Origin of the sequence: Streptomyces sp. NPDC006140 (assembly GCF_040628815.1) — a bacterium.
GTDB lineage: Bacteria > Actinomycetota > Actinomycetes > Streptomycetales > Streptomycetaceae > Streptomyces.
Genome location: NZ_JBEXTS010000002.1, coordinates 531,145 through 543,983, shown reverse-complemented (window position 1 = coordinate 543,983; position 12,839 = coordinate 531,145). Strand labels below are relative to the sequence as shown.

Annotated in this window: 9 protein-coding genes; 3 read left to right on the top strand and 6 right to left on the bottom strand. The window is 71.6% G+C overall.

Annotated elements, in window-relative coordinates:
* Nucleotides 1-29: 29 nt before the first annotated feature.
* The 5 genes from ABZ386_RS07695 to efeU form a co-directional block, all read right to left on the bottom strand.
* Nucleotides 30-1,679, bottom strand: a complete 1,650-nt coding sequence (locus ABZ386_RS07695; protein WP_351336503.1) for an extracellular solute-binding protein — start codon at nt 1,677-1,679, stop codon at nt 30-32.
* A 17-nt stretch (nt 1,680-1,696) separates the two neighbouring features.
* Complete coding sequence (locus tag ABZ386_RS07690; RefSeq protein WP_351336505.1) at nt 1,697-2,584, bottom strand: carbohydrate ABC transporter permease; 888 nt, start codon at nt 2,582-2,584, stop codon at nt 1,697-1,699.
* Nucleotides 2,581-3,435 (bottom strand): ABC transporter permease subunit, encoded by an 855-nt coding sequence (locus ABZ386_RS07685; RefSeq protein WP_351336508.1) that lies wholly within the window; start codon nt 3,433-3,435, stop codon nt 2,581-2,583. Before ABZ386_RS07685 ends, ABZ386_RS07690 begins: the two co-directional genes overlap by 4 nt.
* A gap of 222 nt (nt 3,436-3,657) precedes the next feature.
* On the bottom strand, nt 3,658-4,932 hold the full coding sequence (gene efeB / locus ABZ386_RS07680) for an iron uptake transporter deferrochelatase/peroxidase subunit (protein WP_358964447.1): 1,275 nt from the start codon (nt 4,930-4,932) through the stop codon (nt 3,658-3,660).
* A gap of 50 nt (nt 4,933-4,982) precedes the next feature.
* Nucleotides 4,983-7,196: an iron uptake transporter permease EfeU gene (efeU, locus tag ABZ386_RS07675; RefSeq protein ID WP_358964140.1), complete on the bottom strand. Its 2,214-nt coding sequence runs from the start codon at nt 7,194-7,196 to the stop codon at nt 4,983-4,985.
* A 244-nt stretch (nt 7,197-7,440) separates the two neighbouring features.
* Here efeU and ABZ386_RS07670 point away from each other — a divergent pair, with 244 nt between their 5' ends.
* The 3 genes from ABZ386_RS07670 (at nt 7,441) to ABZ386_RS07660 (ending at nt 11,602) form a co-directional block, all read left to right on the top strand.
* Entirely contained in the window at nt 7,441-8,541 is a 1,101-nt protein-coding gene (locus ABZ386_RS07670; RefSeq protein WP_356504854.1) for a GDSL-type esterase/lipase family protein, read from the top strand.
* A 72-nt stretch (nt 8,542-8,613) separates the two neighbouring features.
* Nucleotides 8,614-10,248, top strand: a complete 1,635-nt coding sequence (locus ABZ386_RS07665) for a cellulase family glycosylhydrolase (protein ID WP_355725102.1) — start codon at nt 8,614-8,616, stop codon at nt 10,246-10,248.
* A 238-nt stretch (nt 10,249-10,486) separates the two neighbouring features.
* Complete coding sequence (locus ABZ386_RS07660) at nt 10,487-11,602, top strand: acyltransferase family protein (RefSeq protein ID WP_351337143.1); 1,116 nt, start codon at nt 10,487-10,489, stop codon at nt 11,600-11,602.
* On the opposite strand, the gene ABZ386_RS07655 is transcribed toward ABZ386_RS07660, so the two are convergent.
* Nucleotides 11,589-12,827, bottom strand: coding sequence for a SpoIIE family protein phosphatase (locus tag ABZ386_RS07655; RefSeq protein ID WP_356504856.1), 1,239 nt, complete (start codon nt 12,825-12,827; stop codon nt 11,589-11,591). The genes ABZ386_RS07660 and ABZ386_RS07655 overlap by 14 nt on opposite strands.
* Nucleotides 12,828-12,839: the final 12 nt, after the last annotated feature.

The following is a 12,839-nucleotide window of genomic DNA, read 5'->3' as shown; positions in this document are numbered from 1 at the left end:
CCCGCATCCCCTCTTCCGGCCACCGCTGTTCAGGTGTTGGCCGCGTAGTCCTTCGCGTACTCCTCGGCCATTCTGTCGCCGCCCCTGCTCCGCCACCTCTTCACCGCCGCGTCCCACTCGGACAGGGGCAGGCGCCCGGCGATGATCCCGGTGACGGTGTCGTCCAGGAACGTCTTGAGGGTGGCGCCCTGGGCGTTGTTCGTCGCGGACTGGAGCCCGAAGGAGGCGTCGCGTATGGCGTGCGGGACGACCTTGCGCTGCCAGGCGTGCAGGGCGCGCACGGCGTCGGGCATGCCGGGGACGAACAGCACCTGAGGGCCTTCGGCGAGGTACTTCAGGGGCAGGTTGGTGTTGTTCTCGACCTCGCCGAGCGCGGTGGGTTCGGGCGAGCCGTCCTTGCCGCGGGTGAAGTGGACGCCCTCGACGCCGTAGTGGACGAGTTCCCACTCCTGACTGCCGAAGGGCGCGGCGAGGTAGTCGAGGATGCGCAGCAGCAGTTCGATGCGCTCCTTCTTCGCCTGCTTCAGGACGGTGTAGCCGAAGGAGCGGCGGGCGGCGACGATGCCGCCGGGCTCACCGCCGACGCTGTAGGGCAGGGCCGCCGCCGGGGTCATCTTGCCTTGCGACTCGCGGTACTTGGGCAGGTAGGCGCCGAAGCCGTCCTGCATGGAGCCGACGGTGCCGTTGTAGTAGAGGGTCGTGAGGTCGATCTGGGAGATGGACGTGGCGTCGGGGTGGTACGAGCCGTTCTTGCGCAGCTGGGTCTGAAAGTCGATCGACGCCTTGTAGCGTTCGTCGGCCCAGGCCGGCAGGAAGGTGCCGTCCTTGGTGACGGCCCAGCGCTGGGGCGCGTTGTGGGCGGCGGAGTGGAAGGCGTTGCCGAACAGGGAGCCGTTGGCGGCGCCGAGCATGTATGTCTTCCCGCGGGTTCCCCGCCTGGCCACGGCGGTGAAGTCCGCGGCGGTCCAGCCCTCCTTCATGCCCGCGTCGGCGAACATGTCCTGGTTGATCCAGAGGGTGGAGCCGGGCAGCGGGCGTTCCAGCGGGATGCCGTAGATGCGGCCGCCGATGCGGCCCATGTCGCGCCAGGCGTGGGTGGGGATGCCCGCGAGGTTGGGGTAGTCGGTGATCGCGTCGCCCGACAGGTACGGCGTGAGGTCCTGGGCGCGGCGCTGCACGAACTGCGCCTCGCGGGGCAGGGTGAAGCCGGAGAACATGTTGATGATGTCGGGCAGGGCGTCGGCGTCGCCGGCCATGACGGTCGCCATCTTCTTCTGGTAGTCGGCCTGGGAGATGATCGTGTACTCGATCTTCACGCCGAGGGCCTTCTCCACGGCGGCCCAGAACCGGTTCTGCGCGGCGGGCTTGGGCGGGGTGCCGAAGGAGACGGTCATGACGCGGACGGTGGAGCCGTCGCCCGGGGTGCGGGAGACCGACTTGACCAGGTCGGAGGGGTAGGAGGTGTATCCGGCCTGGACACCGGAGTCGGTGGGTGCCAGGTCGGGCTCGGGCCCGGCGGCGGGCCGGTAGGCGGGCCAGGGGGCGAGCTTCTTCCCGGCGTTGGAGACGTCGCCGTCGCCGGATTCCGAGGAGCAGGCGGTCAGCAGACCGGGGACGGCGACGGCGGCACCGCCCGCCGCCATGGAGCGCAGGAGGGTGCGTCGGGACATGCGGGGCATGGGTGAACCACCTCGTGTCAGCTCTTGATGGCGCCGGTGAGCACGCCCTTGGTGAAGTACTTCTGCAGGAAGGGGTAGACGAGCAGGATCGGCACGGTGGCGATCACGAGCACCGCCATCTGCACGGTCTGCGGAGCGGTGACGGTGGCCTCGCCGGTGGTCGCGTCGGTGAGCCCGGCGCCCGCCACCACATAGGTGCGCAGCACCTGCTGGAGCGGCCAGTGGTCGCTCTCCAGGTACAGCGAGGCGTAGAACCAGGAGTTCCAGTAGGCGACGGCGTAGAACAGGCCGACGACGGCGAGCGCGGCCTTGGACAGCGGCAGCACCACCGACACCAGCACCCGCCAGTCCCCCGCCCCGTCCAGCCGGGCCGCCTCGTACAGCTCCTCCGGGATGGACTGGAAGAAGCCGCGCAGGACGACCAGGTTGAACACGTTGACCAGGACGGGCAGCACGAGCGAGGCGTACGAGTCGAGCAGGCCGAGTTCCTTGACGAGCAGGAAGCTCGGGATCATGCCGGGCGGGAAGAGGAACGTGAACAGCACCAGCAGCAGGACGGGCTTGCCGCCGAAGACACCGGGGCGGGACAGCGCGTAGGCCAGGGTCACCGTACAGGCGAGGCTGAGCAGGGTGCCCACGATCGTCACGCCCGCGCTGACGCCGAGGGCGTGGGTGACGATGCCGCCGTCGAAGATGTCGCGGTAGGCGTCGAGGGAGGGTTCCGTGGGCCACAGCACCCAGCCGCCGTTGTCGACGACCTCCTGCGTGGAGGCCAGGGACGTCGACACGATCACCAGGAACGGCACGCACACCAGCAGCACGACCGCGGCCAGGGCGAGGACCTTCGCGGCCTGGGTGAGCGGCCTGGGCCTCTCCATCCAGCCGGGACGGACGGACGCGCTCACCGGTAGACCCCCTGTTCGCCGAGGCGGTGGGCGACCTTGTTGGCCGCGTAGACGAGCAGGGCGCCGACGAGCCCCTTGAACAGGCCCGCGGCAGCGGCGAATCCGTAGTCGCCGCCGACGATGCCCTGGTAGTAGACGAAGGTGTCGATGACCTCGGCGGTCTCCGGTCCGACCGCGTCGCGTTGCAGCAGCATCTGCTCGAAGCCGACGGAGAGGATGTCGCCGAGCCGCATGATGAGCAGCAGCACGATCACCGGACGGATGGCGGGCAGGGTGACGTGCCAGAAGCGCCGCCAGGGTCCGGCGCCGTCGATGGCGGCCGCCTCGTACTGCTGCTCGTCGACCTGGGCGAGCGCGGCGAGGAAGATGATCGTGCCCCAGCCGGCGTCCTTCCAGATGACCTGGGCGACGACGAGCGGCTGGAAGGCGTCCGGGTTGCCGATGATGTCGACGGTGTGCAGCCCGGCCCCGCTCAGACCACTGTTGAGCAAGCCCGTATCCCCGAGCACCTGCTGGAACAGCGCGACGACGATCACCCACGAGATGAAGTGCGGCAGATACGCCACCGACTGCACGAACCGGCGCACCGAGGACCAGGTGAGGGTGTGCAGCAGCAGGGCGAGGCCGAGCGGCACCGGGAAGTAGAAGACCAGCTGGAGGACGGCGATCCAGAGGGTGTTGAGGACCGAGTCCCAGAACGCCGCGTCCTCGAACATGCGCTGGAAGTTGCCGAGCCCCACCCAGGGACTGCCCCACAGGCCGTCGAACGGCACGTACTCCTTGAACGCGATGACGTTGCCGGCGAGGGCGCCGTAGTGGAAGAGCAGGAAGTAGGCGAGACCGGGCAGCATGAGCAGGAACAGCGACCGGCTCTGAAAACCTTTTCGCGAGCGCTTCATCCTTGCGGGGCGACGGCGATCCGGGTCCACCCCCTTCACACCTGCTGGTTCCCGTAAGGCAGTTGCCACGGCTCCCCCTCACCTCGGCGTGTCCGGTGAGGGGAAGTTAAAACGCTTTCACTGCGTGGTCAACACTTCTGACACACACGGGACTTCCCGTCGGGTGACGCCGGGTCAGGCCGAGAGCAGTCCCCTGCCCAGCCAGTCGGAGGAGTCCCGTACGCCGGGCAGGGCGAAGAAGTAGCCGCCGCCGGTCGGGGAGATGTAGTCGACGAGGGGTTCGTCGATCAGCCGGGTCTGCGTGGCCTCGAACTGGCGCCGCACGTCCTGCTGGTAGCAGCAGAAGACCAGGCCCATGTCGAGGTTGCCGACGTTGTCGACGCCCCGGTCGTAGTTGTAGCCCCGGCGCAGGATGCGGGAGTCGTCGGTCGCCGGGGTGCGGGGGTTGGCGAGGCGGATGTGCGCGTCGAGCGGGATGGCGGTGCCGTGCGGGTCCTTGGCGTAGTCGGGGCTGTCGGTCTCCTTGGCGCCGTCGAGCGGGGCGCCGGTGTCCTTGCGCCGGCCGAACATCAGCTCCTGCTCGTTCAGCGAGACCCGGTCCCAGAACTCGACGAGCATGCGGATGATCCGGACGACCTGGTAGCTGCCGCCGGTCGCCCAGCCGGGTTCGCCCTGCCCGGCCCCGACCCACACGAGGTGGTCCATCTCCCGGGCCGAGGCGACGTCCGGGTTGGCTATGCCGTCCTTGAAGCCCAGCAGGTTGCGCTGGGTCCCGCTGGGCCGGGGGCCGTTCTGAAACCCGTCGATCCGCCACCGGATCTGCATCGCGCCCCGGGTGTGCTTGGCGATGTCGCGCAGCGCGTGCAGCACGGTGTCCTGCCGCGCCGCGCAGAGCTGCAGCGACAGGTCGCCGTGGCACTCGGCCGGGTTCAGGTCGTCGTTCGGGAAGGTCCGCATGGGCGTGAGCCGGCGCGGCCGGGCCTTGGCGAGTCCGTAGCGGTCGTCGAACAGGGAGGCGCCGACGCCTACCGTGACCGTGAGCGCGTCGGCGGGGACGACCGGGCCGAGGATGCCGTTGTCCGACGGCGGGGCGCCGACGCCGAGGTCGGCGGGGGTGCCGCCGGAGGTGAGGAAACGGGCCCGCTGCGTCACCGTCCGCAGCAGCTCGGCGAGTTCCTTGCGGTCGTCGGCGATCACGTCGAAGGAGACGAACGTGGCAGCCGCCTGCGCGGGGGTGAGGATCCCGGCCTGGTGGGGCCCGTGGAAGGCCACCGGGCCGGCGGCCGTCCCCTCGGCGGCCCGGGCCGTACCGCTGCCGGCCTCGGCGAGCGCGAACCCGCCTCCGGCCAGCACGGCTCCGGCTGCTCCGGCGCCCAGGGCCGTCTTGACGAAGGAACGGCGGCCGGTGTGGGCGGGGCAGCCCGGCGGGGGCGTGTCGGCGGACGGCATGGGGGCGTTCCCTTCGGGGTGTTCCGAGCGGTGCGGGTGGCGTTCGGTGCTCACGCGGACTTCCTGATCTCGAGCAGGTCCGGCACCGGGGAGAGGTCTTCGAGAAGCTGACCGGTGGCCCCGTCGATCCGGGCCTTCGCGGTCCGGTCGAGCCGTGCGACGGGGGTCCAGCGGCCCGCGCGGTGCTCGGAGTCGAGCAGGGCCTGCAGACGGGCGATGTCCGCGTCGACGGTGGGGAGCAGGTGCGGGGCGCGGGTGGTGAGCAACGGCCTGAGGACGGTGAGCAGTTCGCGTGTGCCGGCGAGGTTGGCGTCGGCGGTGGCCAGTCCGGTGCCGCTGCCCTGGTCGGTGTCGCCGGTCAGCTCGAACTGGAGGGTGTTCTCCAGGATCTCGTGGGCGCGCAGGGGCAGGTCGGAGGGGTCGAAGTCCTGGTGCGGGAAGGCCTTCCGCAGCCCGTCGGCGTTGTCGGCCAGCTGCTGGGCCGGTCCCTTGAGCTGGGCCGCGGACTGCCCGTGCCACAGGCCGTACTCCACCCGGTGGAAACCGGTGAAGTCCTTGTCGTGCACCCCGCCCGGCAGACCGTCGGGCCGGCCGTTGATCTTCTGGTCGAAGTCCTCGAAGGTGCCGTAGGCGGCGCCCAGGGAGGCGTAGGTGCGGTGGGCGGTGAGCCAGTCGGTGCGGGCGGTGTCCAGGTGGCCGGAGCGGATGTCGTCGTCGAGCCTGCGGGTCAGCCGCACCAGGGTGGCCAACCCCCGGTCCACATACGCGCGGTAGGCCTTGAGCGGCGCGGCGAGGTCCCGCTCGGAGACGGGGACGACGGCCGTGCTGCCGGCGGCGCCGGCCACCCGCACCGCCTTGGAGGTCACGGCCTTGCCGTCCGTGGGCACACAGCGCCAGGCGTAGCTGCCGCCGGCCACGGTGGCGACGAGATCCCGCGTGGTGCCCGGTGCCAGGCCCTCGATCTCGCCGTAGACCGCGTTGGTGGCCGGGTCGATGAGATACACCTCGGACGTCTTGTCGCCCGTGTTGCGCATCTGGAAGGTCTGCCGTCCCGGCCGGGGCGCGGTGAACCCCTGACCGCAGTCGGTCTCGGAGACGGCGACGGTCTCGCCCCCACTGGGCTTCGGCCGCGCCAGGGCGACGACGAGCCCGGCCAGCACGGCGGGCACGACGACCACGGCGACGGGGAGGAGCCAGGCGGGGCGGCGTCGGGTGCGGGGTGAGGCCGGTGCGGGGACGGCGGACTGGTTCGGCGCGGCGTTCCCGGACCGTGGCGGGACGTCCTCCCCTGCGGAGGCCGACACCGAGGCCGCGGACGCGGCATGAGCCGCCGCGGCGGGCTGGGGCCGACCCGGGGCAGCACCCTCGGCGGGGCCGGCGGGCGCCGGTCCGGCAGCCACCGCGCGCCCGTCGGGAGCGACCCCCGCGGCCCCCGCGCCGCGGGCGGTGCGCACCCCCGACACCCCCCGCACGAACAGCGTCATCACCACGGCGAGATACCCGGCGTACCCGGCCACCTGGAGCCACGTCATCGTCGGCGTCAGGTTGAGCACGCCCTGGAGCAGGGTGCTGTACCAGGACCCCGCGTCCACGCTGCCGCTCAGGTCGAAGGCGTAGGCCGTCCCGCCGGGCAGGACCCCGCCCTCCTGGAGGTCGCGGAGCCCGTAGCCGAGCACGCCGGCGGCGATGACGACGAGCACCGCGCCGGTGACGGTGAAGAAGCGGGTGAGGTTGATGCGCAGCACCCGCCGGTACAGGCCCCAGCACAGGCCCGCCGCCAGGACGAGCCCGACGCCCGCGCCGGCCAGCGGCCCGGCCGACTCGTTCGCCGCACGGGCCGTGGTCCACAGGAACAGCGCGGTCTCCAGGCCCTCCCGCCCCACCGCCAGGAACGAGGTGAGCACCAGGACACCCGCGCCCATCGCCAGCGCCTCGGTGACCTTCTCCTTGATCTCGCCCGCCAGGTTGCGGGCCGAGCGGCGCATCCAGAACACCATCGCGGTGACGAAGGCGACGGCCACGATGCTCAGCGTGCCGCCGAAGGCCTCCTGGGCGGTGCTGGAGAGGGAGGCGGCGGTGAAGGTGAGGACCGCGCCGAAGCTCAGGGAGAGCGCGATCGCGGCCAGCACCCCCGTCCACACCTGCGGCAGACGGGACTTGGCGCCCGCCCGCACGAGGGTGGCGACCAGCACGGAGACGATGAGGCCGGCTTCCAGTCCTTCCCTGAGTCCGATCAGGAAACTCGGAAACGCGTCGTCCCACATGTACCGCGACCCTCCCGGCCCCGTGCCCCGACGCACCCTCAAGTGACTTAGCCAAGGCATGCCTTACTGACGCGGACCATCATGACCTCGGAACTCTGGGCATCCGGTCATGAATGCCTCATGGCCCGGCAAAAGTCCGCGCGACAGCCGCCGGCTGTTCCAGCTCACTCCTCTTGACGCGTCAATGACAACGATGGCTTGATGATGTGGGAGCGCTCCCACCTCACCCAGGGAAGGGACCACCATGCCCAGAACCCGCCGCTCGTCCTCGCACTTACGACTCGTCCCGCTCCTCGGCCTCCTGGCCGCGCTGCTCCTCCCCCTCGGCCTGACGCTCGCCCCGCGCGCCACGGCCGCCCCCGCGGCGGACCCCGTCCGCATCATGCCGCTCGGCGACTCGATCACCGGCTCGCCGGGCTGCTGGCGGGCGGTGCTGTGGAACCGGCTGGTCGACAGCGGCTACAAGGATCTCGACTTCGTCGGCACCCTCCCGCCCCAGGGCTGCGGACAGGCGCACGACGGCGACAACGAGGGGCACGGCGGTGAGCTGGTGACCAACGTCGCCGACCGGGACCTGCTGCCCGGCCGGCTGGCGGCCACCCGTCCGGACATCGTTGTCATGCACTTCGGCACGAACGACGTGTGGAGCAGTATCGCCCCCGACCGCATCCTGGCCGCCTACACCAAGCTCGTGGCGCAGATGCGGGCCTCCAACCCGGACATGCGGATCCTCGTCGCGCAGCTCATCCCGATGAATCCGAGCACTTGCGCGGCCTGCGCGCAGCGGGTCACCGACTTCAACGCGCGGATCCCCGCCTGGGCGCGGGCGACGAGCACCGACCGCTCCCCCGTCACCGTCGTCGACCAGTGGACGGGTTTCAGCACGGCCACCGACACCTATGACGGCGTGCACCCCAACGCCTCGGGCGACGCGAAGATCGCCGCCCGCTGGTTCCCGGCCCTGGCGGCGGTCCTCGACGCGGGCGTCCCGGGGGGCCCGGGCGGCCCCGGCGAGAACCCCGCCTCCTGCACCGCGCGCTTCCGGGCCGTCTCCTCCTGGCAGGGCGGTTACCAGGGCGAGGTGACGGTGACGAACACCTCCGCCGCCGCTGTCCGGGGCTGGACCGCGACCGTCGTCCCGGCGGGCGGCGCGCGCCTCACCCAGGTCTGGAACGGCACGCTCACGACGGCCGCCGACGGCACGGCCACCGTCACGAACGCGGCGTGGAACGGCGCGCTGGCCCCCGGCGCGAGCGCCACCTTCGGCTTCGTCGCCACCGCCCCGGCAACGGCCGGGACCCCGGCGGCCACGGTCACGTGCACGGCGAAGGCCACCGGGAACTGACCCGGCGAAGACGACCAGGAACTGACACGGCAACAGGCCCCACCCCTACCTCACCCCACCTCTGGAGCCGCCATGAGACCCCGCCCGCCTTCCGTCCCCCGGCCGGCCGTCGTCGCCGCCGCCCTCCTCGGACTCCTCCTCTCCTTCCTCTCCCTCAGCACCCCGGCGCAGGCGGCCCCCACCGGCTTCCGCGTCGAGAACGGCCGGCTGCTGGAGGCCTCCGGGAACGACTTCGTGATGCGCGGCGTCAACCACGCGCACACCTGGTACGCGGACCGGATCAGCTCCCTCGCCCACATCAAGGCCAAGGGCGCCAACACGGTCCGCGTGGTCCTCTCCAGCGGTGACCGCTGGACCCGCAACGACACCGCCGACGTGGCGAACGTGGTCTCCCAGTGCAAGCAGAACCGGCTGATCTGCGTGCTGGAGGTGCACGACACCACCGGCTACGGCGAGCAGAGCGGAGCCGTCACGCTCTCCCGCGCCGCCGACTACTGGATCAGCGTGCAGAGCGCGCTGACCGGTCAGGAGGACTACGTCATCGTCAACATCGGCAACGAGCCGTACGGCAACACGAACTACTCGGCGTGGACGGCCGACACCAAGGCGGCGATCCAGAAGCTGCGGGGCGCCGGCTTCGACCACACGATCATGGTGGACGCGCCCAACTGGGGCCAGGACTGGGCGTTCACCATGCGCGACAACGCCGCCTCGGTCTTCGCCGCCGACCCGGACGCCAACACCGTCTTCTCGATCCACATGTACGGCGTCTTCGACACGGCCGCCGAGATCACCGACTACCTGAACCGCTTCGTCACCGCCAAACTCCCCATCGTGGTCGGCGAGTTCGGGCACGACCACTCGGACGGCAACCCGGACGAGGACACCATCCTGGCCGTCGCCCAGCAGCTCCGCCTCGGCTATCTCGGCTGGTCGTGGAGCGGCAACGGCGGCGGGGTCGAGTACCTGGACATGGTCACGAACTTCGACCCGAACCAGCTCACGTCCTGGGGTCAGCGGCTCTTCAACGGGGCGAACGGCATCGCCGCCACCGCCAAGGAGGCCGCGATCTACTCCTCCGGCGGAGGCGACACCACTCCTCCGACGGCCCCCGGCACCCCGAGGGCCTCGGGGGTGACGTCCTCGTCCGTCACCCTGACCTGGGCGGCCTCCACCGACACGGCGGGCGTCACCGGCTACGACGTCGTCCGGATCAGCGGCGGCACGGAGACGGTCGCCACCACCACGGCGACGACCACGGCGACCGTCACCGGGCTGTCCCCGGCCACCGCGCACACCTTCGCCGTCTACGCCCGCGACGCCGCCGGCAACCGCTCGCCCCGCTCGGGCACGGTGACGGTCACGACCTCGCCCGGCGGGTCACCGTCGGCCTGCGGCGTGGGCTACCGGGTGACGAGCAGCTGGCCCGGCGGTTTCCAGGGCGAGATCACCCTCCGCAACACCGGTGCGTCGGCGATCAACGGCTGGACGCTGCGCTGGACCTTCCCGGACAGCCAGCGCATCACCAACCTCTGGGGCGGAACGGCGACGCAGAGCGGCTCCCAGGTGAGCGTCGCGGCCGCCTCGTACACGGCGACGATCCCCGCGGCGGGCTCGGTCACCCTCGGCTTCACGGCCACCCGGGGGACCGCGAACCCGAGCCCGACGGCCTTCACCCTGAACGGCTCCGACTGCTCCGTGAGCTGACACGGCACCCTGCGACGTGCCGCCGGACCCCGTGCGCCCCGGGCCCGGCGGCACCCTCGCCATCGGTGTGATCCGTACTACACCACCCACGTGGGCGGTTTACGCCGCCCCGCAGTGGTCAGGCGGCGGGGATGTCGCACCGGCACCCCGCAGCCGTATCTCCGGCCAGACGCGCACGCTCCCGCCCGGGTTCCCCGCACACCGCTCAGGGGGCGCGATGAGCGAGGACACCCTGCGCATGCGCCCGGTCCCCGCCACCGCGCCGGAACGGACCGAGCGGCCCGCGAGGGAGCCGGCCGGGCAGCGCGACGCCTTCTTCGACAACGCCAAGTACCTGGCGATCGTGCTGGTGGCAATCGGGCACGCCTGGGAACCGCTGCGGGACGGCAGCCGCACCGTCAGCGCCCTCTACATGGTGGTGTACGCCTTCCACATGCCGGCGTTCATCATCGTCTCCGGCTACTTCTCGCGCTCCTTCGACGCCGGCCCGGGGCGGATCAGGCGTCTGGTCACCGGGCTCGCCGTTCCGTACGTCGTGTTCGAGACGGCGTACACCCTGTTCACCCGGTGGACGGACCAGGAACCCGACCGTCCGGTCAGCCTGCTGGATCCGCTGTACCTGACCTGGTTCCTGGCCGCGCTGTTCATCTGGCGCCTGACCACGCCGGTGTGGCGGCAGGTGCGGTGGCCGCTGCCGCTCGCCCTCCTCGTCGCGATGCTGGCGACGCTCTCCCCGTCCATCGGCAACGACCTCGACCTGCAGCGCACGCTGCAGTTCCTGCCGTACTTCGTGCTCGGGCTGCTGCTGAAGCCGGAGCACTTCCAGCTGGTGCGCCGCCGCGCGGTGCGGATCCTCGCCGTGCCGGTGTTCGCCTGCGCGGTCGCCGTGGCCTACTGGGCGGTCCCACGCATGACCGGCGCCTGGTTCTACCACCGCGACAGCGCCGAGGAACTCGCCGCGCCCTCCTGGTACGGGCCGGTGATGACGCTGGTGATCTTCGGCTGTTCGCTGGTCCTGGTGGCCTGCTTCCTTGCCTGGGTGCCGGGGCGCCGGACCTGGTTCACCGCGCTGGGCGCGGGCACGCTGTACGGCTACCTGCTGCACGGTTTCGTCGCCCAGGGGTCCAAGTTCTGGGGCTGGTACGACCCGGCGTGGGTGCACCGGCCCGTGGGCGAGATCGTCGTGACGGTCGTCGCCGCCGTGGTCGTGACGGCGCTGTGCACCCCGCCGGTGCGGCGGCTGCTGCGCTGGGTGGTGGAGCCCGACCTGGCGTGGGCGTTCCGCCGGGACGCGCGCGAGGGGGCACGGGAGCGGAACGCCTCCGGCAGGCCTCACGGCGTCACAGCCGGATGACGACCAGGGCGATGTCGTCGGGCGCTCCGCTGGTGACGCCGAGCCGGTCCAGCACGGCGTCCGCCAGGGAGTCCGGCGCGAGGCCGCTGTGCCGGGAGAGGACCGAGGTCAGGCGCCCCAGGCCGGCGTCGATGTCCTCGTCGCGGCGCTCGACGAGCCCGTCGGTGTAGAGCACGAGGGTGTCGCCCGGCGTGTAGGGCAGCCCGGCCTGGGGCCGGGGGACGTGGTAGGGCCGGGCGCCGAGCGGCGGGTCGGTGGCCTGGTCCAGCAGCTCGCAGGTTCCGTCGGCATGGAGCAGGACCGGGGGCAGGTGTCCGGCGTTGCTGTAGATGAGCAGTCGGCTGCGGGTGTCGATGAGTACCTTGACCGCGGTCGCCGCCATCGCGCCGTCGACGGAGCGGGCGTACAGGCCGAGGACCTCCAGGGCCTGGGCGGGGCTGGGGATGGCCCGGATGGCCGCGCTCAGGGCACTGCGGAGCATGCCCATCACGGCTGCGGCCTGCAGGCCGTGGCCGACGACGTCCCCGACCGCCGCGGCGTAGCGGTCGGGTGGCAGGTCGACGACGTCGTACCAGTCGCCGCACACGTTGAGCGATCGCGTCGCGGGCAGGTAGCGCACGGCGATGTTGTCGTCGTGCCGGGTCAGGTCGCGGTCCTGGAGCATGGCTTCCTGCAGGGCGACGGCGACCTGGCGTGCGCGGCTGTGGGCCTCGCGCAGTTCCTGGTTCAGCCGATGCAGTTCGCGGGCGCGCACGTAGAGCTCGGCCGCCATGCCCTTCTCCCGTTCGGTGAACTCCTCGGTGAGGCGGCGGGCCCGGCCCGACCGGATGAAGGCGGTGACGTCCTCGGAGCGCTGGACGATCCAGGCGACCGTGCCGTCCGGGGCCGGGATCGGGGTGTGGATGGTGGACCACCACCGCTCCTCGTACCCGCTCGGCCGGCCGGGGGCGCGAATGTCGTAGCGCTGCAGGACCAGGGTGTCCGGGGTTCCCGTGTCCAGCACCCGGCGCAGGGACGCCTTGAGGTTGCGTTCCGCGTCGGCTGCGGTGCCGGGGTTCGCGGGGAGGGCGGTGAAGAAGTACTTCCCGATCAACTCCGGACCGGTCCGTTTCGTGGCCTCCAGGTAGGCCCGGTTCGCGTAGCGGATCACCAGGTCCGTGTCCAGCACCAGGTACGGGCTCGGGGTGGCGTCGAAGAAGGCCGTGAAGTCGATGTCCGCTGCCATGGCGCGCTCTCT

Bases quoted from the DNA above. Each gene is read 5' to 3' on its own strand.
- ABZ386_RS07695 (WP_351336503.1), bottom strand. From the start codon at position 1,679: ATGCCCCGCATGTCCCGACGCACCCTCCTGCGCTCCATGGCGGCGGGC.
- ABZ386_RS07685 (WP_351336508.1), bottom strand. From the start codon at position 3,435: ATGCTGCCCGGTCTCGCCTACTTCCTGCTCTTCCACTACGGCGCCCTC.
- efeB (WP_358964447.1), bottom strand. From the start codon at position 4,932: ATGCCGTCCGCCGACACGCCCCCGCCGGGCTGCCCCGCCCACACCGGC.
- efeU (WP_358964140.1), bottom strand. From the start codon at position 7,196: ATGTGGGACGACGCGTTTCCGAGTTTCCTGATCGGACTCAGGGAAGGA.
- ABZ386_RS07670 (WP_356504854.1), top strand. From the start codon at position 7,441: ATGCCCAGAACCCGCCGCTCGTCCTCGCACTTACGACTCGTCCCGCTC.
- ABZ386_RS07665 (WP_355725102.1), top strand. From the start codon at position 8,614: ATGAGACCCCGCCCGCCTTCCGTCCCCCGGCCGGCCGTCGTCGCCGCC.
- ABZ386_RS07660 (WP_351337143.1), top strand. From the start codon at position 10,487: ATGCGCCCGGTCCCCGCCACCGCGCCGGAACGGACCGAGCGGCCCGCG.
- ABZ386_RS07655 (WP_356504856.1), bottom strand. From the start codon at position 12,827: ATGGCAGCGGACATCGACTTCACGGCCTTCTTCGACGCCACCCCGAGC.